Source organism: Rhizobium sp. 42MFCr.1 (assembly GCF_000377185.1).
Taxonomy (GTDB): domain Bacteria; phylum Pseudomonadota; class Alphaproteobacteria; order Rhizobiales; family Rhizobiaceae; genus Rhizobium; species Rhizobium altiplani.
This window is the reverse complement of record NZ_KB897834.1, coordinates 14491-41334: the sequence shown is the minus strand read 5'-3', so window position 1 is coordinate 41334 and position 26844 is coordinate 14491. Positions and strand designations below refer to the sequence as shown.

Below are 26844 nucleotides of genomic sequence, written 5' to 3'. Positions count from 1 at the left end.
CATGACCGCCCCGCTTCTGTCGCTTCGCGGCATCTCGAAGACCTACGGCCAGGTCCATGCCAACCAGGCCGTTGATCTGGACGTAGCCCCGCAGTCGATCCATGCAATTCTCGGCGAAAACGGGGCTGGCAAATCGACGCTGATGAAAATGATCTACGGCGTAGAGCAACCAGACAGCGGGTCGGTCGCCTGGGAAGGCGAACCCTTGGCCCTTGCCTCCCCGGCGGAGGCAAGGGCCAAGGGTATCGGCATGGTATTCCAGCATTTTTCGTTGTTTGAGACCCTGACTGTCGTTGAAAATATTCAGCTCGTTGTCCCTGGCAAAAAAGCCGATCTCGTTAAACGTGTCCGTGCGCTTGGGCATGAATTCGGCCTTGAAGTCGATCCGCTCGCCCACGTGCATGCGCTTTCGGTCGGTGAACGTCAGCGAGTAGAGATCATCCGCTGCCTGATGACCAATCCGAGGTTGCTGATCCTCGACGAACCGACATCTGTTTTGCCGCCACAGCTGGTTGAAAAGCTGTTCGAGACGTTGCGCCGGCTGCGGGACGGCGGTGTATCGATCCTCTTTATCTCGCATAAGCTGGAGGAAATCCGGGCTATCTGTGACAGGGCAACCATTTTGCGCGGCGGCCGCGTCACGGGACATATCGACCCGCGAGAACACGATGCCCATGACCTCGCCCGCATGATGATCGGCCGCGACATGCCCGAACCCATGGCCGCCGTGCCGCTCTCAGGCGGCGAGAAACGCCTTGAGATCATCGGCCTTAATCATCGGCCGGAAGATCCCTTTGCTGTGCCGCTTTCTGATATTGCGCTGACGGTGCGTTCTGGCGAGATCCTCGGGATAGCGGGCATTTCCGGAAACGGGCAGAGCGAGCTTGCCTCGCTGATCTCAGGCGAGATCACCCTCCCGAGAGACCAGCGCGACCGGATCTACATGATGGGACGTGACGTGGGAAGGCTCGACGCAGCTCACCGACGCCAGCTTGGATTTGCATTCGTTCCGGAGGACCGGCTGGGACGGGGAGCAGTTCCTGAAATGTCACTCGTACTCAACGGGCTGTTGACCGCCCACCCTTTGAACCTTCTTCGTCACGGCCTGATAGACAGGACAAGGGCGTCTGCCTTTGCCGAGGATTGCATCCGCCAGTATGATGTGCGCACGCCTGGCCCCGACGCCGAAGCCGGCGCACTTTCGGGCGGCAATCTTCAGAAGTTCATCGTTGGCCGTGAGATCATGTTGGCGCCGAAGCTGCTCTTTGTCGCGCAGCCCACATGGGGTGTGGATGTTGGCGCGGCGTCCGCTATACGCGCCCGTCTTGTCGCGTTACGCAACGAAGGCATGGCCATTCTCGTCATTTCAGAAGAACTCGAGGAACTTTTCGAGCTCTGCGATTTCATCCAGGTATTGCACCACGGCACATTGAGCCCGCCGCTTGTCACCAAGGAAACGCAACCCGAGGAAATCGGCCGCTACATGATTGGCGCGCAAGACGCTTCAAAGAAAGTCATCGCATGAATGCCGTGTCTGCCGCCTTTCTGCCTACGCTTATCCGCCGGGAACGCGCTTCGTTTTCTGCGACGCTGGCTGCGCCATTCCTGGCGCTGGTGGTAGCAACCATCCTGAATGTCGCACTCTACGTGGCGATGGGCCGCAACCCGGTCGCCGTCGTCTATGCAATGCTGCTTGAGCCCTTTCTGTCGTGGGCATCGTTTTCGGAAGTGCTTTTGAAAGCAGGGCCGCTATTGCTCATTGCGCAGGGTCTCGCGATCGGCTTCCGAGCCAAGGTGTTCAACATCGGTGCCGAAGGCCAGTTCATTCTCGGCGCCATTTTTGCCTCTGCAATTCCCGTGTGGTTTCCTCAGGCAACCGGTCAGTGGATTTGGCCCCTGATGCTTGTCCTTGGGACAGTCGGTGGCGCCCTTTGGGCGTCACTCACAGCGTTCTGGCGTGTCAGGCTGAATGCAAACGAAATCCTTGTTTCACTGATGCTGAGCCTGGTTGCATCGCAGCTTTTGAATTACCTGCTGCTCGGCCCCTGGAAGGATCCCAACGGTTTCAACTTCCCGCAATCGGTCATGTTCCAGTACGACGCGATGGTGCCGCTCTTGATTTCGGGTACGCGCGTCAACGTCTCGTTGATCATTACAATCGTCCTGTCCTTGGCTGCCTGGATATTCATGCAGCGGAGCTTTGCCGGCTACAAGCTACAGGTTGGAGGCCTGGCGCCGCGTGCTGCAGCCTATGCCGGCTTCAAGGAAGGCTGGGCAATCTGGCTCTCGCTCCTGATCGGTGGATGTGCCGCAGGTCTTGCCGGAGCCGCTGAGGTCGCAGGGCCCCTGGGACAGTTGCAGCGGTCAATCTCCACCGGCTACGGCTACGCGGCCATCATCGTCGCCTATCTGGGCGGTCTGCATCCAATCGGCATCATCGCCTCATCATTGTTCATGGCGGCTCTCTACATTGGCGGCGACAATGCCATGGTATCAGCAAACCTGCCCATCGCTGCGGTCCGGGTTTTCCAGGGAAGTCTCCTTCTCGCTTACCTGGTTGCAATCGCCTTCGTCCGGTACCGTCTTGAGTGGCGTCGGATCGTCCACCGGAGCCAATCATGAATGCCATCGAGTTCATTCTTGCGGGCATGCTCGCAGCCGCAACCCCTTTTCTTCTTGCGGCGCTTGGCGAGCTGGTCGTTGAGCGCGCAGGGGTTTTGAACCTTGGCGTAGAGGGTCTGATGGCCTTTGGCGCAGCCTTGGCCTTCATCATCGTCTATCACGGCGGCGGGCACTTTGCCGGGTTTGTCGTCGCGGGGCTTGGCAGCGCCGCCCTTTCCCTGGTCTTTGCGCTGATTGCCCTTGGCTTCAGGGCCAACCAGGTGGCAACGGGCCTTGCGATCGGCATCCTTGGCCAGGGTCTGTCTGCACTGTTTGGCAAGTCCTACGAGAGCCTCACGGTCAAGGGCCTGCCCAAACTTTCCCTTCCGTTTCTGTCCGACATCCCGGTTATCGGTGGGATCTTTGTTCAAGACGTTGTCGTCTGGCTGTCGCTCGCCGCAACGATCGGCATCTGGGCCTTTTTTGCCTTTTCGAAGGGTGGGCTCGTCGTGCGGGCAGTGGGTGAAAACCCAAAGGCTGCTCACGCCATAGGCTATCACGTGATTGCTGTTCGCGTGATTGCTGTAGCCTTCGGCGGCGCGATGGCAGGCTTTGCGGGCGCCTATGCTTCGGTGGTCTACACGCCGCTTTGGGCAGACGGGATGATCGCTGGACGAGGTTGGATTGCCATAGCCCTCGTTGTCTTCGGCACATGGCTGACTGGCCGCATCTTTCTCGGAGCGTGCCTGTTTGGCGCCGTTTCCCTAATGGGCCTTGCCGCACAGGCGACAGGGTTGAACGTGCCCTCGCAACTTCTTGCGAGCCTGCCCTACCTCGTTACCATCATCGTGCTCGGCATCATTTCGGCAGATCGTCGCCTGTTGAAGCTGAATGGGGTCGCCTCGCTCGGCGAGCCCTTCGAACGCTGACCGTGGCAAATAGCTGCATCGAGCACGATCGAAGCTGGTAGGGGGACGCGAGATTATGATGGCTTTCGCCGCCGGCTAACCCAATCGCACCTGCCAAGAGCGTCTATGGTCTGAGGGCCATAAGCATTAAAGCGAGATCCCTCTGTGCGCAGTCTCGATCTGGCCAGCGGTCATGCCAGGAGAGGCTGACTAAACGCCTCGCAGCAACATCTCTATTCCGAGAAGCGCAAGGGCGATCAAAAAGCAGCGCTTGAACATCGCCGGACTAACCGCCTTCCTCATGTGCTGGCCGGCCCACATACCGATCAGAGCTGGAAGAACAGCGAAGCTCGACAGCGCTACTCCATCGAGCTGAAATGCATCTTGCAGAGCAAGCCCAGCGGCGAGCGCGATGGTGGAAATCGTGAAGGATAGTCCGAGCGCCTGAACGAGATCATCCCGTTCAAAGCCAAGTGCCTGGACATACGGTACGGCCGGAATGACCAACACGCCGGTTGCGCCAGCGATAAGGCCTGTCGCCAACCCAATCATCGGCGAGAGCCAACACTCGTGTGTTTGGCTAATATGGTAAGGTTTGGCTGACAGCGTGTAGATCGCATATGCCGTAAGCGCGAGGCCGAGGAAGACGGTGCTCAGGCGGGTTTCGCCACCTGTCAGCACAGACGTACTGGCGAGTGTGCCGACAAAAACTCCGGCCAGCATCGGCCAAAGCCGACAAACAACTGCGACAAAGCTCGGGCCTGCGACGAGTTGCCAGACATTCGTTGTGAACGAGGGGATGATGAGCAGCGATGCCGCTGTAACGGGCGACAACAATCCGCCCAGAATACCCATGGCGACCGTTGGAAGGCCCATCCCTGTGATACCCTTTACGATACCGGCGACAAAAAATGTAGCTGCGACAGCGAGCAGCAATGAGATCGAGACATCATTCATATCTTCTCATTACGACTTCTGACATCGTCCACAATGCGGCAGTTCCGTTTCCAGCCTTCGCCTGGACCGAAGGCAAAGTGGAGTGTAATCTTCGAGGATGCGCTTCGACTTTACCGATCTTCGCCTCTTTCTTGCCGTGGCTGACGCTGGCAGCATCACCCACGGAGCGGCGGAGGTGAACCTTTCGCTTGCGGCGGCCAGTGAGCGCCTGCGGGAAATGGAGACAACCGGAGGCGTACGCCTGCTCGAACGAGGTCGTCGGGGCGTGACATTGACAGAAGCGGGTGAGGCGCTTTCGCACCACGCGCGTGAGATTCTAAATCAAGTGACGCTAATGCGTGGGGAAATGGGACGCTTCGCACAAGGCATACGCGCGACTATTCGTGTAATCGCAAATACTGCGGCCATCGTCGAGGCTCTTCCAATCCGTCTATCGTCGTGGCTTGCTTCGCATCCGCAAGTCGATATTGATCTGCGGGAGCGCCAAAGCCATGAAATCGCCCGAAGCGTCTCTGCAGGTTTCGCCGATATCGGCGTATTGTCGGATGCAGCTGCCCACCAAGGTTTAATCCTTAAACCTTTCTCGGTGAGCAAACTGGTCGTGGTCTCAGCAAAGACACATTGGCTCGCGACTGAAAAGGAAATCCCGTTCGCGCGGCTCGCCGAGCAATACTTTATAGGCCTGGAAGGCGGCGCATTACAGGATCATCTCGACGCTCAAGCCGAGAGGCTGGGCGTAATGCTCCGATACCGGATCCGCCTCCGCACGTTTGAATCCATATGCGCAGCAGCAAGTAACGGCGTTGGGGTCGCTATCGTGCCGGACACGGTGGCGCGGCAGTGCAAGCGGGCCCACAACTGCGGGATAACGCCTCTAACCGACGCATGGGCGCGGCGGAATCTTTCCGTTTGCGTGGCCTCTGGATTCGATCCCACTCCAATTGCTCGAGAGCTGTTCGACCACTTGGCAAATGCGTGACCTGATGCCAGCATTTGCCGAGGCAACGGCGCGCGAACCTCCAGCATCTCGGGGAACGCCTTTGAGGCGGGGCTTTTTGTTGACCTATACGACTTCTGCGCTAGTTTATCTCTTGCACCTGTTTTGGTGCGTCCTCTTAATTCCACCTAAATGGCCCCGCCACTTCGCGGGGTTTCTTTTTCGCCTTCGACGCAGGGGGCCGTGCATTTGCAGGGTAAGGATTCCACGGTTCGCTCTGCTATCCCGGAAAAGAAGTAAGGATTAAGCAACATCACACACCTACCGTGTCACCACTCAGCGAGCGGACGGCATGTGGTATTCTTCACCAGGCTCGGTGTTGCCGGGACGAGCCGCACCGACCCTGGTCCGTTATTCAATAATCGCCGAAGCGCCGAAGCATCGTCTGGAGCTGCAGATTTTCCTGGCGAAGGCGTATTGCCAAAAGTCGTTTCAGCCGCCTGTTTTCCTCCTCCAGGCCAGCGAGATCGTCGAATTGCGTGTCGATCTTCGCAAGGCGCGTGGCCCGATTGCTCGCCTGTGGGACGCGATTTTTCTGGCGGGCGGCGCGTTGTTTGGGAGGAGGCGCACTTTGATTTGGCAAAGTGACCTCAGGTTCCATTGTCTCTGCCTTGGAATCCGAGCTGACTGTTACGCCGTCCTTTTGCTGAACCGTTGGAGCCTCAAAAGCGGCGACTGGAACCTGGATCGTTTGGTCGGTGCGACTTTCGCTCGGCACATGAATTGATCGCACTGGAACCGGAACCGACTCGATTTGGATTTCTTGGACGGCAGGTATCGAAACAGCGCTCGGCCCGAAAAGGTTCGGTGTCTGCGAAGCCGTTTCACGGACGGCGGCCTCAAGATCCGTGCCGGCCCAAATGGAAGCCGCCTGTGTTTTCGATCGACGCCGCGCTGACTTGAACTCGACGACAAATTTCCGTTGCTGTGTTTTCATGGTGTCCTAAACTGTGCGAGCGACGCAATTCAGCTTGCGTCGAATCTCTTGAGCATCTCTCTAAGCTGAGCATTCTGTTGGCGCAACTTTTCAGCCAGTCGCGTCCTCAACTGCCCTATTTCGTCATCGAGTTCCCTCAACGGGTCAATGGGCGTTTCACGGGGCGGCGAACTTGATCTCGCTCTTTGACGCTCCCCTGATACCACGGTCTTTCCGACAACTCCATCCGGGCGGTTTTCTTTGACATGGCGCATGCGTCGCGCGTTGCTTTTGCGTGCGTGTTGCCCACCGGAGCCGCCTTCCTCAAAAGCTTCCTGAGCCCTCGCCCCCAGCGGATGGACCTGAGCATTGCCCCGTTCTTCATCCCTGACAAATTCGACTGGCAGCCCCGATGATGGAGGATCAATGTCGCTTCTGGCCGCGTCCAGGCCCACGAGCGCGTCATCGCTTCCTGGCGCCAGATCCTGCGCATCCGGTACCTTTGGCGATGCGGGAAAATGCTCTTCCTCGACTTCAACCGCCTTTGCGTCGGCCTCGTCAGCGGGTGAAGATACGCCTTCCGTTCGCCGTTGGCGCAACGTCAGGTTTGACAGGAATTTCCAAGGAGATTTCATCGTGCTTCAATCTTGAACAAGCTGCACCGCGAGGTTGCAGTAGCTTATTGGTCAGGCCCGGAACTGGGCCCGACCAAATCAGTCTTGACAACGTCCGTCGCCACATCATGTCACGGTGGGTTACCGCAACTGATCGAGTTTCTTGAACTCTCAGTTAAGACCAAGCCGCTTGCGAAGGTCAGCATTTTCTGCGCGTAGCTTTTCAGCAAGTGTCTTGCGCAACCGGCTGTTCTCTTCCTCGAGTTGGATCAGGTCTGCTATATCGTCCAGCGCCGAGACAGAAGCGGGAGCAGTCTTGGTCACTTGTTTTTGCGCTCCAAGTCTCCGGCCTTGCTTGACCGCGCCCTTCGCTTTCGCCGTGGCGGTCGTTGTCGAAGCCGCTGGCTTTTGCTCGCTCGCTGGCTCTTCCACCTTCTTGCGGCGACCTCGCGGCGTTTTTACGACCGGCGCTGGCGCTACGTCGGCAGCGGCCTTCTGACGTCGTGGTCCCCGTGTTTTCTTCGGCGCCGGCGCCTCCGCCGAAGTAGTCGCTGCTGCGCCTTCGGTTATCGACGCGGTATTATTTTCGTCAGCCATGGTTTTCTCCCTCACTAGCCAGGATTCTTTTCAACTGCGCGGGGGACAGAGTCAACATAAGGCCGATCCGCGGGATTGTGATTTTTACGCGCTTCCTTCAATTCAGTTCGTTGCACGGCACCCCTGTTCTGGTGGCTTGCTCAAGTCATGAGCGGTAAGCGAAGTCAGGCGCAAAGGGAAATGGGAGCCAACCTGTCGGCCATAGACCGCGATGCACGAGAAACTAAATGTTGGCTGCGCTGATGGCTACTAAGAGGGCAACGGGCGGCTTCTCTCCTGCCAATGCCGGTCAACTGCGATGCACATCACTGCCCGAGCGCATTCGGAATCTAACGCTACACCATGATCGTTACACCATTGGCGGACAGCATCGCTCACTCGTCGTCATCCAAGGGCATCAAGTTGAGACGGGGAGGCTGCCCGTGCTCTCCAGTTAGCCAAGAGCACCTATAATCTCTCAAGCGGTCTCTGCCGCTAAAATAGGACTTACACCTGGAATGTTACTCTGATCTAGGAACAAGCAATGCCGAGATCGGAAGTCAGACAGTGTATAGCAAGTGGCGCAAGCTGACACTGTTGGCCAAGGCGATAAAAATGAAACTGACCGAGCTTTGCGATCCAACTCCATGTCATGCCGGACAAAACGCCATCGTACCGGCCGCGCGGCGCCCTGGGCCAACATCGGCGAACACATCTCAGGCGTCCCTTTTCGCTTCGGGGCGACGAATGGCCGCTCGATCCGTCGTGAGGGCTGAATATCGCTGGCGGGATCCTGCAATGCCCCACCAGCGCTTCGAGCATAAACTCTCTTCGACCTAGTTCCTTGCGAGAAGAACAACGTTTTCGTTCGACAAGGTTACAGTCACAGGAGCGCCATTGATTCGAATGGTAACCTCTCCCTTTTCGTCGTCCACGGCAGTAATCTCACCAAACAGACTGACACGGTCATTTATGGTGAAGCTCCTGCTAGATGTGTCGGAACGCCACATCGAGTCGTCCCAATATAGATCGAGTTCCGATATGCCAACGCTCGTGAGAAAGCTGGTCTTCAGGTTTTGCTCCAGCCACTCTGCCGAACAGCCAAGCGCGGTCGCGGCCGCGTTGACGTCAGAATAGTCGTTCTCCCCGCCCTCGCCCCAAGTGACCTTGACGGACTCGCCGCGCTCTGGATTTCGATAGATCCGAACGTTCTTCTGTCTCATGGTTCGACCTCCTATTGGCTGTGACTTAGCGTTGATGTGCGAGTTTTCTTCCGCGTTGATTGCGTTTTTGGTCATCCCGGCTCAAAGATTGCGGATTGGCGATATATTGTAAAGGCACTCTAGCGAGCTAGCCGCTACTACGGGGTCGTAGTCTGGACTTTCCCGCGACGCCTCTCTCGCCCAGCGCTCAAGGTAAAGATTCAGCGCTTCAACGTTAGTCTTGGTCATTCAAGCAGGGAAACCAGCGACGATGCAGCTCGAAAATTCGGCCACGACACGGCTGGGCCTCCCGGAAATGGGGTGTCATCGACTTCGCTCGTTTTAGGGAAAGCAACACAAGCTTCGAGACCTATCTGAAGCGCATAGCGAGGCCATTGCCTTTCGTCAAAAGATGAGGCGGGCTAGACAAGTTGGCCTCATCGCCGAATGCAATCAGACCCGCAAGAAACTGGGAGAAGACACATACGACTACCTGGTTTTCTAGATTCTCTTCCAATCGCCGTGCGTCCTCCCCGGCCAACAGGATTGCGACACCGGCGGCGTGTTCATGCAGTTCTGAATCCTCCTCGATATTTGCGAAGATATCGCATCGCCTTCATGCTTCACTCCATTCACCGCCTGGTTGATGAGGATAGGAAGTTCGCTATGTTGGACAACTATTGGTGATGTGGCGCTATTGGATTGATGAATGTCGCTATTTGGACATCAAGCAATCAAATGAAAGGTAATGTAGTTATAACGAAATAAAGCGCAAAAAAATCGCGCCGGGAACGAATCAAATGACACCGTCCGAGTACCGGGCGACGCTGGCTGTCATCGGATTGACGGCAAGCGTCGTACAAGAGCTTTTCGATATAGATGAACTTACAAGCCGCCGATGGGCCACCGGCGACCTACCCGTTCCGCGCGCCGTCACATTGAGTTTGTTGCTGATGGCATCGTATGGCGTCTCCATCGGTGAGGCACGGATTCTTACAGGCTCCATACCCCTATTAAAGTCAGCTTGAGCCCCCTCCCCCGACCGCATGCAAGTGGGGTCATGTTAAACCTGCCCCATCCTTTTGCAGGATAGTACGGGTCGATAACGCAGTCAGCAGCGATGTCGCCGACGGGTGGCCGTCTTGCGGCGGACTGGCCGCGCGATCGGAAAGAGCGTGGGTTTCAGAAAAGACCGTGCAGGCTGTTTGACCAGTTCAGTTTTAAGAAGGTCTGGGGGCCCAAAGATAGTGCCGGTCTGAAGCGGGCGAAGGGAAGCCGTTTGGGGCGGGGGCTTCCCTTCTTGTGCTTCCCAGCCGCTCAGCGATCAGGACAACCTAGAGATATCCGCCGTGGGCGATGCACGCTAGTTGGACCAAAGTCCGAGCACGTCCGTCCAAAGTCCTAGGTGCTGGCGTCACACGTGCACATTGCCGCTTGGAGGAGGGTGATGGAGCAAATGAAGACCGCTGCGCGCGACGACATCGTCGAAACCGTTCGATCGTTGGCAAGGACAGGCAGCCAGGAAGTGGCGATTGGCTGTGCCTGTTTTGCGTTGTAGGCAAGACTTGCGGCGCGGCATTGATCTTTGTCAAAAACCCATGGCTCTGGCCACAATCCAGGTGGGAACCCCGGCCGTTACGGCTGATGCCAGCAGTATCGAGACTATCTTGATTGCATAAGCCCGAGCATCGTGCCGTTCGTATCTCATTGACCTACCTTCCAATCCCCGTTTGCGAATTGAACTACGGGGTGACGGACGCGTCGAGTCACGATTCTTCAACGTCGTTAATAGTCGGCGTCGCGCGGACCCCGCGATCGCGCCCAATATTACCGAGCAGATCATCCGTCAGCCCCCGGACCGTCGCTACGGCTAAACGCATGTCGACCAGCCGGCCAGCATGCTTGGTAATAAGACGCCGTGTCATGAACGGGCGGCCGAAGCCATGCGAGACTGTTATTTCTGTCATCGCCTTGAAGGCCCGCTGAGCATTGATCGGTGGATGAGTGGCACCACCTGCAAGGGTCTGCCATCTACGGTGCCGGATCGTGCAGGCACGGCGGTTGCGAAAGGCGTTCACTTTCCACATCTGCTACCCAGCGAGGGGTCGAACGTTATCAAGTAACTTAGTGACCAACCCTGCGGCAATGCGGGCCTCCGTTGGCTCTCGTCGGGAAACGGGACGATCGCGTGTTGTTAGGCCAACATGTCTCCTTCGATCGCTGCGGCGACAAATAGGTCCCGGGCAAAATCGGGCGACTCTCTTCGACATAGCGCCCCGCTACAGGCGCGCATTGCGGCCAGGTAGTGCGGGCCGCGGTCAGCAGGCCATCGATATTTGAGATACTCAACTGCATCCGCCGGCCCAAATATTGTTTCGTTCCAACCATTTCCAATTCGCACATGTATAGGCGCCCTCCAGTATATGATGGAGTGCCTTCTCGCTTCATTTTTCATGACAATGGTCCTCCTGGAACCTGTTGCCTAAGCGCGAGAAGATGAGAAACGTTCCATCACAAAATGGCGCATGCCAATGCTATGAACGGCACAAATAGAACCATAGCTGTTGCAGGCAAATTTGAGGCGCACATGGCCGTGGAGGATGTGAGGAAGGTCCTTCATGATTCTGAAACCGATCAGACACCGGCGCCAATCCCAGATGCACAAATTCTGGAACCAACCCTCTGCGTTTATTGTTTCTTTCTCCAAAAAGCCGAAGCCCGGACTCGCGCTAATGCAGTGTCCAGAGCCCGCGGCTAGCGCAGCATGTTCCTTGAGGAGAAGTCAGCCGTGTCAGAACTGCTTGGTCCGGCGTTGGTGCAGCGAGAAGTGGATGATTCCAGTTTGGAAGAGCTCCACGCGGACGCCGCAAGCTGTAGAAGATGTGATCTCTACAGCGGCGCCACTCAGATCGTCTTCGGGGAGGGTCCGAAAACCGCGGAAGTCGTATTCGTAGGAGAGCAGCCCGGCGACAAAGAGGATTTGGCCGGCCGGCCGTTCGTCGGCCCGGCGGGAAAGCTGCTTGATCGCTGCCTCGAGGAGGCCGGCATCGAACGCAATCACTGTTATCTCACCAACGCGGTCAAGCACTTCAAGTTTGAACCTCGCGGCAAACGTCGTATTCATGCAAAGCCCAACAAGGGCGAGATCAAGGTGTGTGCATGGTGGCTTGCGGCGGAGCTACGCCTGGTACGGCCAAAATTGGTCGTGGCTTTGGGTGCCACGGCGGCCTATTCGCTCCTCGGGTCGCACGTCAAAGTCACCCGGGATCGAGGTTCTGTCTTGCGCCCCCCCATCGGCCCACCGGTTTTCATCACCATACACCCGTCCTCGCTCTTGCGAATATTCGATCAACCGACGGGCGGGCGAGCCGTAGCACGATTTGTAGATGAAATGCGACGTGTTCGCGCATTTCTCGAGCGTTAGCAGGTGGCCGAACTACAAAGTCCAAAGTCAAAACCGTTGGCTTTCGATGGAGATCAAAGCCGTCACCATGTTGGAAGCTCGAGTTTTGACCAAGCCATCGATTTCTCGGCGACGTCCGACGTCACGGCGTCGGGCCCAGGGGTAAGGTAGTATAGAGCGACACGACTCTTCTTGGGACCGATACGGAGCATGCAGTTTTGACGTCGTTGATGATACCAAAACGCCGCTCTCGCTGGTTCTAGTATGCCCGACTTTTGCGGGGGCCGTTGTTGAGCCTTTGCCGGCTCCAAACTTTTCGCGTCGATTAGAGTTCTACCTTCTGAACCAAGGAGGATCACATGTCACCCGACCATACTGTCCAGCAACAGCGGAAGATCCAGAAGGAAGTCGAACAGGCCGACAAGAAGGGAAAATCAAAGCCGTCTGGCGCTATGCAAGCAGGAGCCCGCCGCTATCCGGAGCCGCCATTTCCACAAGTTCATCAAGACAAGCCAGGCTCGGAAGCCGATCTTCCATCGGCGCCGATGTACGATGCGCCCTTCTACAAAGGATCGGAGAAGCTGAAGGGCAAAGTCGCGCTGATTACCGGCGGCGATTCCGGTATCGGACGATCGGTTGCGGTTTTGTTTGCTCGCGAGGGTGCAGACATCGCTATCATCCACCTCGATGAACCCAAAGATGCCGAAGAAACCAAGGAAGCCGTAGAGAGGGAAGACCGGACATGCCTCGTCATCCATGGTGATGTCAAAAATGCTAGCTTCTGCCAGATGGCGGTCGAGAAGACTGTCACGCGGTTCGGACATCTCGATATCCTCGTCAACAACGCTGCGTTCCAGGTGCATTCACAAAATATCGAAGACCTAAGCGATGAACATTTCGACGAGACGATGAAGACGAACCTTTACGGCTATTTCTTCATGGCGAAAGCGGCCGTCCCTCATCTCGTGAATGGTTCGGCGATCATCAATACAGGGTCGGTGACGGGGCTCGAAGGATCGAAGGAGTTGCTCGACTACTCAATGACAAAAGGCGGCATACATGCCTTCACCCGAGCACTCGCGGGCCAGCTTGTTCCCAAGGGCATCCGCGTGAACGCGGTCGCACCCGGGCCAGTCTGGACGCCGCTCAACCCTTCGGACAAGGAGGCGAAGGATGTGGAAACATTTGGGTCGCAGACGCCGATGAAGCGGGCCGCACAGCCGGAAGAAATCGCTCCAGCATACGTCTTCCTCGCATCTTCGCAGATGTCGAGCTACATCACCGGTGAAATTCTGCCAATCGTTGGCGGATATTGAAACGGTGCGGTCGGGCGGGTTTGCACCCACCCGACAGGCCTTCGACGATGGCTCCTTTGTGCATTGGCATGGCTGCTGGCCGCCCCATGAGCATGGCCGGGCGCGGCGGTTATGAGTAGGCGTTTGTGTCGACTTCAACGGCCGCGATCAGCGTGATTTGCTGCTCTCGGATCCGAGGAAATGGAGGTCTGGCATTTGAAGCGTCGCGCGATCGAGCGAGAGGGCCAGTTGTGACGAAGCGGGCTTCAAATCAGTCAAACGGCAGTCATCATTCAACGCGCGAAAGCTGAGTCGAAAAGCGCGACGCTCAAGGGTCTATTCCGCCCATTCCTCATCGGCCGTGAACGCGATGGTGAGCCAGCGGTTGGTGCTTTCATCGCCGATCGCATTCCCTATTTCGTCGCGCAGCGCATCCCAATCCTCCACCGTTTTCGGCGGAAGGCCCTTGGGAACGATGAAGTAGAGTTCGATCTGTGTCGCCCGACCGACACGAGCAACGTAGGCGCGATATGAAAGGAAGTGGAGGCGACGCACGGTCTCGGAAGCGACGTTGTCCACGTGGTTCTTAAGTTCGACCGGCGCGATGAGAAGGATCTCGGTCAGGGCCTTCCAGATTGTACCGATTGGAAGCGGAATCATCACCAGGCAAACCAATGCGAGGACGACTGGGTCAACGTAGCTGGCGATCCACGCGACAGGAGTCGGCTGAACAGCGAGACCGATGAAAAACGCGATCAGCAGGGCAAGGGCAATTCCTCCCGACATGATCCAGGCCTTGACGTCGAGGGAAATGAAGTCCGACTTCAAGCGGCGGTTCAACCTGGCACCAATAACAGCCATGACAGCGCAGACGAGCACGGTCGCCGCCGTGTAGGTGATTGCCACGCCGTAAAGCAGTTCGTGCCCGCCATTGAGGATGCTGATGATCGCGTTAATCAGCGCGTATACAGCAACAGTCATCAGCAGGCTGCCATTAAGCATCAAGACGATTGGCTCCAGATGCCAGAAGCCCATTGTAAAGCGGTTACGAACTCTTCCAGACAACGCGTCGGTTTGCGCTGACTTCACGATCAGGCTCGACACCCAAAGCGCAAGGCCAGTCATCGCGGCGTCGCCCAGAGAATAGACGCCGTCAAAGGCGATGGAGAACGAGCCCGACAGTATGCCAAAGGCCACTCCGAGAGCGGCGACAATCACCGTTGCCACGATAGAAATGCGTAGAAACTGCTGCTCGTTCAACATTCACATATCTCCGCAGAACCGATCCAACATATCGTTTTGGCATCGCTGGGACGAAAGTCTCACAAATTAAGTTGGACGATTATATGGGCAGGGGCACGCCAGTCTGCGCGGCGCCCATGAGCCTTGCCACGACGACGGCGGTCACTATGAATGTCTCCAGGCTATTTCGCGCAATTTCCACCGCACTCGTCAAAGTTGCCGGCGTTCTGCTCCCGCGATCACTGCCGCCTCTCCATGTGTGCTCGACGCAACTGTGGTTGCCATGATGCAACCACAGCTTATCCATTTATGACAGGCTGTTGAGACGCGACAGCAGAGAGCTGCATCCATGCAAACGATGCCGGTGTTAGCCTCAATTCTTTGATCCAACGGCTAGACAACCCTAGATATAGCATCTATTAATATAGCGGGAGGTCAAACGCTGTCGAGGTCCGTCATGGATGCTACAAGTGCGCTTGATGAAACCACTCCCGAAATCTCCGATGCCTACCTGCAATTACTTTTCTCCGCAATGGAGCGCGACGGGTATTGCTGCATACCGGATTTCCTGGCGCCCTCGAGTTTGATGACGATGCAGCAGTTCGTTGCATCATCCGTGCGCGACTCCCGGAACGAATATGTGGCTTTCAAAGGCAGCGAAGCCGTCAAGGGTTCCGGACTTGATCAACTGGCCAAATCCACGCGCTTCCAGTCGATCTTTTCGAGGCTTTATGTGGCGAGCCGCAACAAACCGGCTCCTGCTGTCGAATTCTATCAATTGCTTAGATGCCTGACCGGCAATGGAATGATGCAACATTCTCTCAACTTCCACTACGACTCCTACCTCGTCACTGCGTTGCTTCCCATTGTCATACCCACCGTCGGCCTGGCCGGCGATCTCCTCCTTCTCCCGAATACCAGACCCGTCCGGGAAACCTATGCAGGAAATCTCGTCGATAAAATAATGGTCGATAAGATCCGGCAACGGTCACTGAGAACCCGAGCTGCGAAGGATCCATCGTCATTCACGAGGATCAAAATGGTTCCCGGAAATCTCTACCTGTTTTGGGGCTACCGAAGCATCCACGCAAACGAACCATGCGATCCCGGCACCGTGCGCGCGACGGCTCTCTACCACTATTTCGACCCCCACGCCCATAGCAGGTTGAAGGCGCAGCTCAGGCATTGACGTAATACGGCAACGAGGTCGTGGCTTGCCACCATGCGTTAAGGCCGGCGTTTCCGCTGCCTCGTGACTGGATCTCAAGACGACGAACGATTTGGTTTTTTCCGGCCGCAAATCAACCGCGGCTGAGGAGCCTAGGGACCCCACCACGATTGAAACGCCAGCTCGAAAGGGAAGAGGTTGCTGACGGCGCTCCTGCACAAAGCTTCGTTCGAAAACTCCGAACAGACCATTCCAGGCTCAGTCGGCGATCGTTCGTATGGCTCGTTTGCAGACAGGGCTCCGATCAAAACCCGATCGAGATTGCCAGTGCCGATACGACGACATCAAATTATGCTCGGGCGTAACCTCGTACCATCCAGCGAATGGTTGCGGATATGGCTCAACACAGCCTCGATGGAGTTCCACAACGCCTCTGAGGCGTTTCGCGCTTCGATTACAGCCATCGCCGCATCCCCAAGCTCGGCACGCAGCGCGATTCGCACCGATAGCTCGTCTCCACGATGAGGAGCGTAATCGCGCCCAACTTTTCCAGTTGATACCTTAAAGCAGCATTAGGGTTTTTATGGGCTTGATTTGTTTAACCGACGATCAGCCCTCACCTCCTTCAGCCGACGGCCATCTTGCGGGAGGCACATGCCTGCGCGAGTCGCTGATACTGTGCTTTGACATCCTCATCGGTGGCAAGACGATATGAGACGCGCTTGACTTCGACCAGAACACTTCTCGCACTTGAGATTTCAACGGAGGAGGACGTGGCCGAGCTCAGTACTGAGGCAGCAAAGTGCGCCATTTCATCAACGCTTTTGTTGGTTTCCGGGTCACTGCTATCCATAATGTTCTCCTTCATGACCGTAGGGATTGAATTTGGAGGCCTTCGGTCTCCCCATGTGGCGGCTCTCTGGTCCACCAGCCTGCAAATGACAATGACCGGCCCTGCGCCTTCGGCGAACGTTCAAGGCCGCCTTACGCGTAGACCCTGAAATAATCGACGCGCATGGAGGTGATCTCGTCGGCCTCCTGCAAAGGCTGCGGAAACCGGACGTCGGACCTCAATGCAAGCGTCAAGAGTGGCCAGAACACATCGAATTCCTCGTCCAGTCGTGCGGCACGCGTGATTGGCCAATCAGCTGGCTTTCCCGTCTTCGTGTCGGTGACGGGCTTTCGATTGAAGTACGGGACGCATCGCGTGTCATCGACGAGCATGCCGTAGCGACAATAACCCGCCGTCATATCGACAGGCGTCTCAACGCCGGTGCTTTGCCCGCCCTCATCCGGCCCGCCCCATTCATGAAGGTACGTCCCGTACACGGTGGGCTCCCAACCCTTATGCTCCACTATATCAAGCTCGATGCTTGTCTTTGGTTCCAGGATGCTGCGGCCGTTCAACATCCAGAATGCCGGCCAGCTCAACGGATGGCGCGGAAAGAGCATGCGCGTCTCGAAATATCCCTTGCGCCATCCCTTGAGGACGACCCCGTCCTTTCTCGCGGTTTGCAGGTTCCCGGAAATCCACTGGAATTCGGGCAAGCTGTTGCCGTAGTAGTTTGGCACGTTCATTGGCCGTCCGATATATCGTGCGGATATCTGCAGAGCCCTGCCGTCTTCTGCCGCCGCGTCGTCGACGATGGCATAAGGATTGAAGCCCTCCGCGCCATCTTTGGTGGCAAATGCTGATCGACCATAGAACCCGTTTGCAGCTGTCGTCGCCTTCGGACCGGCGTCCCAGACAGACCAGTCGATTGAATTGAATCTATCCTCGAAGACGATCTCCCTGCCCATTGTCGGATCATCGCCAGAAGCGGTTGCGGCAGTGCCATCATCGCATTGGAATGCAAGCCATGCACAAGAGGCCTGTAGAAATCCGCGTCGTGAGAGAGAAGACTCCATGCAAATTCTCCGTATCGACGTTTGACGTTAAGCAAACGCCCTGGCGGCGGACCGAAGGGCCTGCGCGTGAATTTCCACGACGCGTTCGGGACTGTACCTGTCGATAAAAGTCTTTCGAAAGTCGGAGTGCGATTTTTCGGTTGAAAGGTTGTCGCAGTAATATGCCATCGTCTCGACGAGGGCCGCGTTGCCGCTTGCAGGTACGAGGCGACCGAGGCGGGGGTCTACCAGGATATCACTTGGTCCGAATTCGCAGTCCGTCGAGATAACCGGCAAACCGAACCTCAACGCTTCACAGATCGCAAGAGACCACCCTTCCCATCGCGAAGTCGAGACATACACATCGCTCGTGGCAAGCGCCGGCTGGGGGCTGGTGGGATGGTGCTCGATACTGACGGATCCGTCTAGCCCGAGCCTTGAGATCTCGGAGCGCAGGTTCGACTCGCCAGCACCGTATCCGACAATCCTCAGTCTAACGTTCGGTCGGATCTTGACGAGTTGGGAGAATGCCTGAAGCAGAATGTCCTGACCTTTTTGGAAGGCAAACCGACCGACATTGACGAATGTGACGACACCCGTGACTTCTGCAGAAGAAGTCGTTTCAGAAAGATCAAAGGCGCGCACGGGGTTGGGCACCCACACCTGTGGGATTTTGCTGTTGAACATCTCCTTGAAGGATTCCAGCTGCCTGGGCGAGGTGCCGAAAACGTGAGACACTCTTGACAGGAAATAGTAGCGCATCAGGAGGAAGAGAATCTTCGCTTTGAGATGGTCGGCCTCGCGCTTCGGATTTCCATGCAAATGGACGGCAAATCGGCGGTTCAAGCCAATACATGCCGCCATGCAGATGACTGTCGGCTCGATTTGAGGGACGACGACCAGACTGTAATCCTTTGACTTGATGACGTTTCGGAAAATACGCATCAAGTCCATGCGCCCATGCGCGACGCGGTCGATGACGTTGTAACCACGAGCCTCCGTTGGCCGGTTCTTGTGAACCGAGGTGTAAAGCACGTCAACCTCGAAATCGTCGGAAAAACGGTCAGCGAGCATCGTGCAGACAGCATCGACGACCCGCTCTATTCCGGCAAATGAACTTGTTCCCGGCTGGATATAGAGGACCTTCAGGCGACGCCGGAATTGATCGCGAACTGGCAGGCCGACTTGCATTTCCATTTGTCCTCCGGACCAAAAGGCAAGAGAGCTTAATGTGCCGGCACACGCGCACCAGACACCTAAAAAGGCAAGCATTTCATCAACTGCAGATCGCATCGACTGCGATCATGCTGCGGCGAGCGAAGCCCTGGTAGCGCCTGACAACATCACCACAGGCAACGTCTAGAATGCCACGGTAAATGCCGATGGCAATAATACTTACTTCGCTCCGACATACTTCGGGACGCCTTAAAACACAGCCGTTTTGGCCATCTATATTGCATCGCCCAAGGTTATTTCTATGGACGTCTTGCACTGCACTTGGTATGCTGCTTTGCAACATAAGCTGAGTAGAGAAGGTTTGCAAGATGATAAAAGTCCATCCGCTTCTCAGCATCATAATCACTTGTTACAACTACGAAATGTACATTTCTGAATGCATCCAGAGCGTTCTTGCGCAAGACTTTGACAATCTCGAAATTATAGTGATCGACGATGGATCGACCGACCACTCCTGGGAAAAAATCCAGGAATTCGGCGATAAGATTATTGCGGTGCGCACAGCTAATCGCGGATCCCTGAAAACATGCTTAAACGGCCTGTCGTTGTCGCGAGGCGACTTCATCTACTTCCTTGATGCTGACGATGTACTTGGTGACGGCGCGCTCGCCGAGATAGCTTCCTATCTGCGGCCAGACGTTTCCAAGATCCAGTTTATGCTCTTGCCAATCGACAAGGAGGGCAGGCCAATCGGCAATGCGTTTCCTTCGCTTCAGCCTACCGCCGATTCTGAACCTCTTATCCAATCCATTCGAAAAAAAGGCTACTACGACACACCACCGACGTCTGGAAACATCTATCGGAGGGATGTCTATGACGGTCTGGGGGACATGACCTATGAGGGTGCTATCGACGGCGTCTCTTACCTGCTCGCCCCCTTCGTCGGAAGGGTCGTTTCGATCGACAAGGCACTCGGCAAATATAGGATTCACAACGCCAACCTGTCAGCTTTCTCTGACATGAGTTCAACACGAATGAAGACTCATGTGGACCGGTTCATGGGCCGCCTCCATCATCTTGCCGAACTTGTACAGTCCCGATGTGCCGGAGCCGACAGGGTCGAGGTTCGCACTGACTACGCATACGTGATGGAGCTCAATACGATGAGCATCGTCGCTGACGGCAAGAGGCCGAGCATCGGCCAGGTTTCGGCTTACATCGGCGCGGTGATGCGCGAGAACATGGGCACGAAGCGAGTTGCTCTTTGTCTGTTTGGCCTTGCTCTTTTCCTACTTCCGAATGCCACGGCACGGCAATTGGCCGCCATCCGGATTGATCCGTCACGGTCCCGCCAGATGCGGTCCCGCTTGAAACGAGCCTATTCAAGCTAACGATAAAACCGAGCATCATGTGGCCAAGGCAGTTACCTTGTCGCGTGGCATCGCCGATGAATAGACCTCTAGGGTTTCCCTGGCGACACGCTCTATCGTCAGGTGTTCAATCCGAAGCTGGCTTTTACGTCGCCAGTCGGCAATCCGCTCCGGCGCTTCCAAAAGGTGGCCAAGCATCTTGGCGAGGGCGGCTGGGTCGCGGGGTGGGACTAAGAGCCCGGCCTCACCGTTCTCAAGAAGTTGGGGTATTCCATCGACAGAAGAGCCAATGACTGCGCAGCCCGCCTCGCGCGCCTCCGACAGCACGAGTGGCGCTGGGTCGGCATGCGAGGGTAGGACGAAAATGTCTGCACCCAACATATATGGATACGGGTCGGTGATTGGGCCGACAAAGGTGATTGCCGATGCACTCCGGAGCGCGGCTACACTCGCCTTGTATTCCTCGCGAAGCGGGCCGTCCCCAACAATATAGAGGTGTGCGGTCGGGAAGGACGTATGAACAATTTCAAAGGCATCAAAAAGATCGGTGAGGCCCTTGCGCGGATGAAGCCCACCAACAAACAGGATACTTGGGGAGCAAAGCGTCTTTGGCTGTTCGCTGCGTCCTTCGGATCGACTTGATCCGATCGTGCCATTCAAAACCACTTTCAATTTGGACTCCGGGACGCCACGGCGTCGCATGGATGCGCCAACTACATCGCTAACGGCGATCACGCGTGTTCCCAAGCCCATCAGCGTTGCGCTTTTTTCGAATTCGTTATGAACTGTCGTAATAAGGGGAATGCGCCGCAATCTGCAGATCGCGAAGGCGATAACCGCGCTGGTCATCATATGCGCGTGAACGACGTCGATGTCGTATTGTCTGATGTAGCCATTCAGACGAGAAAGCGCCCTCAACAAGCTTGGTATTTTTCTCTGGTGACCGACAGCAAGGGTTTGTATGCCGTTTGCCTTCAGTAGCGCGTCGAAGTCTCCTCCTTCGCTTGCCATATAGACCTGATGGCCGAGATGAACTTGTGCGCAGGCAAGATCAACCGCCGCATGGACATGCCCGTTTAAGCGTCGAGTGTGATTGAGGATATGTAGAATGCGCATCGAGGACCTCTCGTCATCTGATGTTTCACCGTCCATTCGGTAGTCGACTAAGCACCTTCCGGTCTCAAGGATTGGTGATCGCAGCCTCGGCATCTATGGCGGAGACCCGGGCGGTCGGCTGGTAGTTGAATCCGCCCTGGCGCCCGATTGATTCGATGCCGAAGCCTTTCAATCGCTTGATCGCCTGGGCCGCGGTCTGGGCAGCACCTTTGCTGTAGATCGGATAAGCGTTCGTCAGGACGTGGCTACCCTCGAGTTTTAGGTCACCTCGAAACAACCCATTTGCACAGGCGTGATGGCGAAAGTCAGCTTCTGCGTGTTCGGCCGACGTGACAGTGCCGGCAATGACCTCCACTGCAAAATACTCACGTTCGCCAACGCGCCCGTAGAAGTCCGAATATACGGTCAAACGCTTCCACGACCCTTCGTGCGAGAAGTTATAAATGATCGCTTGCGGAAAGCCTCGCTCACCAGCAAAGCTAAAGTACAGCGTTATGAGGGTAATGGTTTTCAGTGCGGACGTTTGTCCATTGCCGCATATCCGTTCGGCGACATTGATCGGCACCGTGGAAACAACCCTGGTCCCGCCCAAGCAGCTGTCGTCAAGCAGCAGCTCATAGCCGCAATCGCTCTTGTGGAGCTGCCGCATTTCGGCCGACAGCTTAAAGACAACGCCACAGGTTTCTAGCCTGGACACAGCTGCACCATAGAGCGCAGCAAAACCTTCCCTGGGACGTGCCATCTGGCGGTTCGTCGGCCCGCTCGCTCGCTTGCGCGTCAACAAACGGCGCGAAAGATTGGTGAGCGAGGCATATTCGGCGATCCAAAGCATGCGCTTACGGGCCAGATCGAGATCGATCTCCTCTGGTTTGAGGCCGTAGAAGCGCCGCATGTAGCTTTCAAGCCCGGACCAGTGCAGGAGATAGCCGCCGATCCAATAACGCGCAAAGTCTCTCGCATTCACCATCCGGCGACAGAATATGCGCGCATAGAGGACCGAGGCGAAAATCCGCATCAGGCCGATTGGACCCGCGCCAAAAATGTCGTCGCGTATGGAAATCGGGTAGACGGTGATCTTTCCCTGCGGGTTTAGCCTTCCCCAGGTCGGACTGATCGGGACATAATGCTCAAGAAGCTCCGGGAAGTGCCGCAGCAGAGGGGAATCGTCCTGGAAAATCAGGCTTCCGACGTCGAATGTGTAGCCTTCGTTCGAAGACCAGTCCATGTGGTTTCCGCCGACGTGGTCATACTCGTCGACGACGACGACACGGTTCCCTTGAGCCGACAAGATTGATGCTGCAACGAGGCCGGAAATGCCGGCGCCGAGCACGATGACATCAAATTGCTGCACTGCGGGCATGAGTGAGGAATGATGGCTTACGTCATCCATTAAGCGCCCCCGAACTGTCTTGCCAGTAGAACGGTACAGTATAGTGCAATTGAAAAAGAGTCGATATCTCAAGCACAACGTCTCAAAAACAATAAGCACCTGAGTAGTTTTGGCAACGCTTTTGCACTGCAAAATAAAATATAACTTTTCACTTGATGTACATCAAATAATGCGGCAGACTTTTTGCGGTTGCGAATTCAAAGAAACAGCCTTGCTGCAGTGCATCCACTGCAAGAAAACTGTCCAAGGGCAGGCAGGGCTGATCGACGGCAAAGGGTTATCCAGTGCTGCGGCAAAGCCTCGCCCATCTCCTTCATGGTCCATTGGACGGCATAGATCTCATCTCGACAGACGTGTTCGACACTTTGCTGCTGCGTCGGTCGCGATCGCAAAGATCGCGCCTGATGCAGGCCGAGCAGCGCTTTGCGCGTTTGTTGCGGGATGAGGGAATCTTGATCAGTTCGGAACATCTGTTTCGAACCCGGCAATTGGCTGAGCGGTTCGCCTATCGTGCGCTCAACGTTGGCGGTGGTGCTGGCGAAGTCCGGCTTGTTGACATCATCCAGCGCCAACTTGGCATGCTTGGCCTGCCCGAACGACTGCTCGAGCAGCGCATCGCGCTGGAGGTGGCCATTGAAAAGGTTTCGCTGTCGGCAAACGAAAAGCTCGCCAGAGTCTTGCGCTTGCATCGCCAGTCCGGCATTCGCGTCGTCGCCGTTTCCGATACGGCACTGCCGACACCTCAACTAACCGAATTGATCAACTACTTTCACGGTCCAGGTTTGATCGACAACGTCTATTCCAGCGCCGATGTTGGAGAAAGCAAGCGATTTGGCGGACTGTTTTCACGGGTTCTCGACAAGGAAGGCGTTACACCGTCGCGCTTGCTGCATCTCGGTGATGATTATCTTGCTGATTGCGCTGTGCCGAGAACCATGGGCATCAATGCGCTGCACCTTCCCAAGGGACGCCTGAAACGCCTCGCCGCGCGGGCCGATGGCGCCCGTGCAGAGGCCATGCGCGGCGTTCGAAAAGGGATCATGCGCACATCGGGGCGTATGCCTGACATGGACGATCGTGCAGCCTTCGGGCGAGAAGTGTTCGGGCCGATTGTTGCGCAATTTTGCCTTTACATATGGCTCTATGCCAGAGAAGCAGAAACGCGGGGCGATGCCGCTTTGCTGTTTTGCGCACGCGGCGGTATCGGCATCAGGGAAGCGTTCGAAAAGCTGGTTGCCAAGCTTGACTTGCCGCTTGAAATCCGCCGCGAAAACATCCTTATCTCGCGCCTGGTGGCGGCACGTGCAGCATTCATGAAGCAAAGCCCCGCTGTCCTGGACGAACTCGGTCGGGAGTTTGAGAAAAACACCTTTGCCGATGTTGCCAATGCACTCGGCGGCCGTACGTATGACCTCGCCGGACCTTGGCAACTTCCCTTCGACCCTGGCCACTTTTTTGCGATGATCGACACCCCTGAAGGCTGTGGGGTACTTGACGACATTGCGAGACAGAACGAGCTGTTTGAGCGCCACCTGGACCAGATTGCCGGTGATGCGTCGCGTATCATTCTCTGTGACACTGGTCTTTACGGGAGCACGCAGCGTCTTGTCGCTGCCGGGATGCCCGAGCGGACATTCGAAACGATCCAGTTTGCAAGGTGCAATTACAAGGGCCTTAGCGAGGATCACTTCCCGCAGGTCACGGGATTGGTTGTCGAGGAGGATCTTTATAACCCGCTGAGGGTCGAGACGGTCATCCTGCGCTACTGGCAGATTATCGAGAGCCTGTTTGAACCTGCAATTCCCTCCGTTCGGCATTTGAGTGAAACGGGCGATGGGAGAGTTTACAGCAATGCCGGCAAGTTCGCCTACGGCGAGCTTGATCCGGCTGACGGAAATCTGCTGCTTGCGGGCGTCCTCGAATACATTGATCGGATCGGAAGTGGCGCCGAGATCATGTCAGATGCCGACCTCGCTTGGCTGCGCCTCAAACGGGCCATTACCAATCCCCGAGCATTCGATATGATGGCATTGGGAGTCGGGGCCCGTTCGGTCGATTTTGGCCGCCCAGAGAGCGTCTATGTCCTGAAGCAATCGACGGCTCCTGATCTTGCGAAACGGTTGACTGCGGTCAAATCGCAGCTTTGGCGCGAAGGCGCCATTGCCCGCGATTTTCCGCTCCTGAAGGGCGCACTCTTAACCGCCCTGGAGATGGTGCACATTGTCAGGGGAGTGTCGGCACGCCTCAAATAGCGGAACGACGACGCGGAGGAGCGTTGTGGGATCAGCTGCCGGATCGATCCGGCTCCACGCAGACATCACGCGGGAGGATGACCCCAGTGCAGGGCGCGAAAACCTTCGGCGGCCTTTCACAAGAATATGTTGTGGCACAAGGTCGCGATCTGGCCGGAGCTCAGGGATTTCGGAGTAAGACATGCTTGCGGTAAAGACAATCAAGGGAGCGGGTTGGCTCGTCTTCTCGCGCTTTGTGGGGCGAATAATCGACTTCTTCACCCTTCTTGTTCTCGCCCGCATTCTGACGCCTGCCGATTTCGGGCTTGCCGCGCTCGCAACATCGCTGGTGGTGGTTGTCGACACCATGCTCGAGGTTCCCGTGACACAGGCCCTTGTGCGGCTTCCGACCATCGACAAGAGCCATCTGGACACTGGCTTTACGGTTGGTCTCATGCGAGGCGCAGTTATGGGGACCATCCTTCTGGCAGCCGCCTGGCCCTATTCGTGGATCAATCACGACAGCCACTTGGTCGTCCTTGTTGCCGTCCTTTCGCTTGGACCTATTTCCAGGGGGCTGACCAGTCCCGCGATGGTCAATTTCGCGCGTCAGCTGGGATTTCGCCAGACGTTTATTCTGGAATCGTCAGGCAAGCTGGTGGCGGCCATCATCGCGATGCTCGTCGTTTTGAGCGGCGGAGCCTACTGGGCGATTGTTGCCAACTTCGTCATCGCTTCGTTTGCATCCACAGTCGTATCCTACATTCTTGCCCCTTATCGTCCCGCCTTTTCCCTTGCGCGACTGCCTGACTTTGCCGGCTTCATCGGCTGGTTTTCGTCAGCCCAACTGGTATCGGCGCTCAACTGGCAATTCGATCGGTTCTTGATCGGCGCGCTTGCTGATCGTCCAACACTTGGACGCTATGCCGTGGCGAGTGACGTCGCCGTCATACCCACACAAAGCCTGATTGGTCCGGCCTTACAGCCCGTCATGGCAGCGTTTTCGCAAATTAATGCAGATCGCGCGCGCGTTTGCCATGCCTTCCTGAAGGCGACACGATTTGCAATGCTGATCTCCGCACCCGCCTGTGTGGGCATATCCCTGACGGCAGACCTTGCCACCGACCTTCTGCTTGGTGCGAAGTGGGAGCATGCGGCCCCGCTGCTTAGCCTGCTTGCGCTTTCTGTTGCGCCGATCCCCTACTTCCAGACGCTTTCATCGGTCAGCGTTGCGCTCGACCAGCCGCATGTGATCTTCCGATTGAACGCCGTCGATCTTTGCTTTCGCGTGCTTCTGATTTCGATCGGGTTTTACTTGGGTACGGTTACGGGTGTGAGCATCGCAAGAATTGCCCTGTCGGCGCTGATGTTTTGCTTCTACCTCAACGAAGCCCGTCGCCTTCTTGACGTTGCAATTCTTGCCCAGCTGAAAAACCTCTGGAAGGTGGCCGCTGCCGCCGTCGCCATGGCCGCGGTCGTCTGGATTCTGCGGGATGAACTGTCGGGACGAAACTATCCGCACGTGGTCGAGCTTGCCCTTGTCGTTGCCGCCGGGACAGCAACTTATGCCGCCGCGTTGCTATTGCTTGGTGTGAGGCTTATTGCCTGGGGCGGCCGGCTAGAGCTCATTGATCGATGAGAGTGCGGTCGGCGGTCGGCATGTTCTTATGTTTTGCGTAAGCCGCCTGGCGCGGTTTGACTTAAAACAGGAGGTAGCTAAGGAAACCCACTTAGATTGGTGTGACCAGTCGATCGCGATGATGTTCTTCCATTAATCGCGATGCCGAAGCCGGTT

The 26844-nt window shown here is 56.4% G+C and carries 22 protein-coding genes; 11 read left to right on the top strand and 11 right to left on the bottom strand.

Translation table 11 applies throughout. From position 1 onward, the window contains the following. Position 1 precedes the first annotated feature (1 nt). Genes C934_RS0117290 through C934_RS0117280 form a run of 3 tightly spaced genes read left to right on the top strand, consistent with a single transcriptional unit; the run spans position 2 to position 3530 of the window. Positions 2 to 1525, top strand: a complete 1524-nt coding sequence (locus tag C934_RS0117290) for an ABC transporter ATP-binding protein (protein WP_018857911.1) — start codon at positions 2 to 4, stop codon at positions 1523 to 1525. Continuing rightward, entirely contained in the window at positions 1522 to 2622 is a 1101-nt protein-coding gene (locus tag C934_RS0117285) for an ABC transporter permease (protein ID WP_018857910.1), read from the top strand. Before C934_RS0117290 ends, C934_RS0117285 begins: the two co-directional genes overlap by 4 nt. After that, entirely contained in the window at positions 2619 to 3530 is a 912-nt protein-coding gene (locus C934_RS0117280) for an ABC transporter permease (protein ID WP_018857909.1), read from the top strand. Before C934_RS0117285 ends, C934_RS0117280 begins: the two co-directional genes overlap by 4 nt. 189 nt (positions 3531 to 3719) lie before the next feature. On the opposite strand, the gene C934_RS0117275 is transcribed toward C934_RS0117280, so the two are convergent. Beyond that, positions 3720 to 4466 carry a sulfite exporter TauE/SafE family protein gene (locus tag C934_RS0117275; protein ID WP_018857908.1) on the bottom strand — a complete coding sequence of 249 codons (747 nt, stop codon included), beginning with the start codon at positions 4464 to 4466 and terminating at the stop codon, positions 3720 to 3722. Between the two features lie 97 nt (positions 4467 to 4563). Between C934_RS0117275 and C934_RS0117270 the strand changes: the two genes are divergently transcribed. Together C934_RS0117270 and C934_RS34700 are read left to right on the top strand one after the other, a co-directional pair. Beyond that, positions 4564 to 5445, top strand: a complete 882-nt coding sequence (locus tag C934_RS0117270) for a LysR family transcriptional regulator (protein ID WP_018857907.1) — start codon at positions 4564 to 4566, stop codon at positions 5443 to 5445. A 310-nt stretch (positions 5446 to 5755) separates the two neighbouring features. Further along, complete coding sequence (locus tag C934_RS34700) at positions 5756 to 6190, top strand: hypothetical protein (protein WP_156828760.1); 435 nt, start codon at positions 5756 to 5758, stop codon at positions 6188 to 6190. 974 nt (positions 6191 to 7164) lie between these two features. Here the strand turns inward: C934_RS34700 and C934_RS0117255 are convergent. The 4 genes from C934_RS0117255 to C934_RS36460 form a co-directional block, all read right to left on the bottom strand. Beyond that, complete coding sequence (locus C934_RS0117255) at positions 7165 to 7590, bottom strand: hypothetical protein (protein ID WP_018857904.1); 426 nt, start codon at positions 7588 to 7590, stop codon at positions 7165 to 7167. An 815-nt stretch (positions 7591 to 8405) separates the two neighbouring features. Then, positions 8406 to 8792, bottom strand: coding sequence for a hypothetical protein (locus tag C934_RS0117250; protein WP_018857903.1), 387 nt, complete (start codon positions 8790 to 8792; stop codon positions 8406 to 8408). 1745 nt (positions 8793 to 10537) lie between these two features. After that, entirely contained in the window at positions 10538 to 10858 is a 321-nt protein-coding gene (locus C934_RS0117235; protein ID WP_026371864.1) for a hypothetical protein, read from the bottom strand. 107 nt (positions 10859 to 10965) lie between these two features. Further along, a complete protein-coding gene (locus C934_RS36460; protein WP_083929866.1) occupies positions 10966 to 11226 on the bottom strand; it encodes a DUF982 domain-containing protein in 261 nt (86 codons plus the stop codon). A 333-nt stretch (positions 11227 to 11559) separates the two neighbouring features. On the opposite strand from C934_RS36460, the gene C934_RS33740 reads away from it, so the two are divergent. Both C934_RS33740 and C934_RS0117225 read left to right on the top strand, forming a co-directional pair. Continuing rightward, positions 11560 to 12195: a UdgX family uracil-DNA binding protein gene (locus tag C934_RS33740; protein WP_442965925.1), complete on the top strand. Its 636-nt coding sequence runs from the start codon at positions 11560 to 11562 to the stop codon at positions 12193 to 12195. Positions 12196 to 12533: 338 nt separating this feature from the next. Beyond that, a complete protein-coding gene (locus C934_RS0117225) occupies positions 12534 to 13490 on the top strand; it encodes an SDR family oxidoreductase (RefSeq protein ID WP_018857898.1) in 957 nt (318 codons plus the stop codon). A gap of 315 nt (positions 13491 to 13805) precedes the next feature. On the opposite strand, the gene C934_RS0117220 is transcribed toward C934_RS0117225, so the two are convergent. Then, entirely contained in the window at positions 13806 to 14732 is a 927-nt protein-coding gene (locus C934_RS0117220) for a cation diffusion facilitator family transporter (protein WP_018857897.1), read from the bottom strand. A gap of 436 nt (positions 14733 to 15168) precedes the next feature. Between C934_RS0117220 and C934_RS0117215 the strand changes: the two genes are divergently transcribed. Continuing rightward, on the top strand, positions 15169 to 15900 hold the full coding sequence (locus tag C934_RS0117215) for a hypothetical protein (protein ID WP_018857896.1): 732 nt from the start codon (positions 15169 to 15171) through the stop codon (positions 15898 to 15900). A gap of 604 nt (positions 15901 to 16504) precedes the next feature. On the opposite strand, the gene C934_RS0117210 is transcribed toward C934_RS0117215, so the two are convergent. The 3 genes from C934_RS0117210 to C934_RS0117200 form a co-directional block, all read right to left on the bottom strand. Next, positions 16505 to 16732 carry a hypothetical protein gene (locus C934_RS0117210; protein ID WP_018857895.1) on the bottom strand — a complete coding sequence of 76 codons (228 nt, stop codon included), beginning with the start codon at positions 16730 to 16732 and terminating at the stop codon, positions 16505 to 16507. Positions 16733 to 16863: 131 nt separating this feature from the next. Next, positions 16864 to 17787, bottom strand: coding sequence for a glycoside hydrolase family 16 protein (locus C934_RS0117205; RefSeq protein WP_026371863.1), 924 nt, complete (start codon positions 17785 to 17787; stop codon positions 16864 to 16866). Positions 17788 to 17814: 27 nt separating this feature from the next. Then, the gene (locus C934_RS0117200; protein WP_018857893.1) at positions 17815 to 18963 is read right to left on the bottom strand and encodes a glycosyltransferase; all 1149 of its coding nucleotides are present in this window, start codon (positions 18961 to 18963) and stop codon (positions 17815 to 17817) included. Between the two features lie 347 nt (positions 18964 to 19310). Between C934_RS0117200 and C934_RS0117195 the strand changes: the two genes are divergently transcribed. Then, on the top strand, positions 19311 to 20333 hold the full coding sequence (locus tag C934_RS0117195; protein ID WP_018857892.1) for a glycosyltransferase family 2 protein: 1023 nt from the start codon (positions 19311 to 19313) through the stop codon (positions 20331 to 20333). Positions 20334 to 20348: 15 nt separating this feature from the next. Here the strand turns inward: C934_RS0117195 and C934_RS0117190 are convergent, their stop codons facing one another. Both C934_RS0117190 and C934_RS0117185 read right to left on the bottom strand, forming a co-directional pair. Then, positions 20349 to 21428: a glycosyltransferase family 4 protein gene (locus C934_RS0117190; RefSeq protein ID WP_026371862.1), complete on the bottom strand. Its 1080-nt coding sequence runs from the start codon at positions 21426 to 21428 to the stop codon at positions 20349 to 20351. Between the two features lie 64 nt (positions 21429 to 21492). Then, positions 21493 to 22818 (bottom strand): NAD(P)-binding protein, encoded by a 1326-nt coding sequence (locus C934_RS0117185; protein WP_018857890.1) that lies wholly within the window; start codon positions 22816 to 22818, stop codon positions 21493 to 21495. A gap of 284 nt (positions 22819 to 23102) precedes the next feature. Between C934_RS0117185 and C934_RS0117180 the strand changes: the two genes are divergently transcribed. Further along, positions 23103 to 25070, top strand: coding sequence for a hydrolase (locus C934_RS0117180; RefSeq protein ID WP_018857889.1), 1968 nt, complete (start codon positions 23103 to 23105; stop codon positions 25068 to 25070). Positions 25071 to 25251: 181 nt separating this feature from the next. Beyond that, complete coding sequence (locus tag C934_RS0117175; protein ID WP_018857888.1) at positions 25252 to 26688, top strand: oligosaccharide flippase family protein; 1437 nt, start codon at positions 25252 to 25254, stop codon at positions 26686 to 26688. Positions 26689 to 26844 lie beyond the last annotated feature (156 nt).

Coding starts and splice junctions, on each gene's coding strand:
- C934_RS0117175 (WP_018857888.1), top strand. CDS start 25,252: ATGCTTGCGGTAAAGACAATCAAGGGAGCGGGTTGGCTCGTCTTCTCG.
- C934_RS0117255 (WP_018857904.1), bottom strand. CDS start 7,590: ATGGCTGACGAAAATAATACCGCGTCGATAACCGAAGGCGCAGCAGCG.
- C934_RS0117220 (WP_018857897.1), bottom strand. CDS start 14,732: ATGTTGAACGAGCAGCAGTTTCTACGCATTTCTATCGTGGCAACGGTG.
- C934_RS0117285 (WP_018857910.1), top strand. CDS start 1,522: ATGAATGCCGTGTCTGCCGCCTTTCTGCCTACGCTTATCCGCCGGGAA.
- C934_RS36460 (WP_083929866.1), bottom strand. CDS start 11,226: ATGAAAAATGAAGCGAGAAGGCACTCCATCATATACTGGAGGGCGCCT.
- C934_RS0117275 (WP_018857908.1), bottom strand. CDS start 4,466: ATGAATGATGTCTCGATCTCATTGCTGCTCGCTGTCGCAGCTACATTT.
- C934_RS34700 (WP_156828760.1), top strand. CDS start 5,756: ATGTGGTATTCTTCACCAGGCTCGGTGTTGCCGGGACGAGCCGCACCG.
- C934_RS0117270 (WP_018857907.1), top strand. CDS start 4,564: ATGCGCTTCGACTTTACCGATCTTCGCCTCTTTCTTGCCGTGGCTGAC.
- C934_RS0117210 (WP_018857895.1), bottom strand. CDS start 16,732: ATGGATAGCAGTGACCCGGAAACCAACAAAAGCGTTGATGAAATGGCG.
- C934_RS0117250 (WP_018857903.1), bottom strand. CDS start 8,792: ATGAGACAGAAGAACGTTCGGATCTATCGAAATCCAGAGCGCGGCGAG.
- C934_RS0117235 (WP_026371864.1), bottom strand. CDS start 10,858: ATGTGGAAAGTGAACGCCTTTCGCAACCGCCGTGCCTGCACGATCCGG.
- C934_RS0117200 (WP_018857893.1), bottom strand. CDS start 18,963: ATGGAAATGCAAGTCGGCCTGCCAGTTCGCGATCAATTCCGGCGTCGC.
- C934_RS0117225 (WP_018857898.1), top strand. CDS start 12,534: ATGTCACCCGACCATACTGTCCAGCAACAGCGGAAGATCCAGAAGGAA.
- C934_RS0117190 (WP_026371862.1), bottom strand. CDS start 21,428: ATGCGCATTCTACATATCCTCAATCACACTCGACGCTTAAACGGGCAT.
- C934_RS0117290 (WP_018857911.1), top strand. CDS start 2: ATGACCGCCCCGCTTCTGTCGCTTCGCGGCATCTCGAAGACCTACGGC.
- C934_RS0117185 (WP_018857890.1), bottom strand. CDS start 22,818: ATGGATGACGTAAGCCATCATTCCTCACTCATGCCCGCAGTGCAGCAA.
- C934_RS0117215 (WP_018857896.1), top strand. CDS start 15,169: ATGGATGCTACAAGTGCGCTTGATGAAACCACTCCCGAAATCTCCGAT.
- C934_RS0117280 (WP_018857909.1), top strand. CDS start 2,619: ATGAATGCCATCGAGTTCATTCTTGCGGGCATGCTCGCAGCCGCAACC.
- C934_RS0117205 (WP_026371863.1), bottom strand. CDS start 17,787: ATGGAGTCTTCTCTCTCACGACGCGGATTTCTACAGGCCTCTTGTGCA.
- C934_RS0117195 (WP_018857892.1), top strand. CDS start 19,311: ATGATAAAAGTCCATCCGCTTCTCAGCATCATAATCACTTGTTACAAC.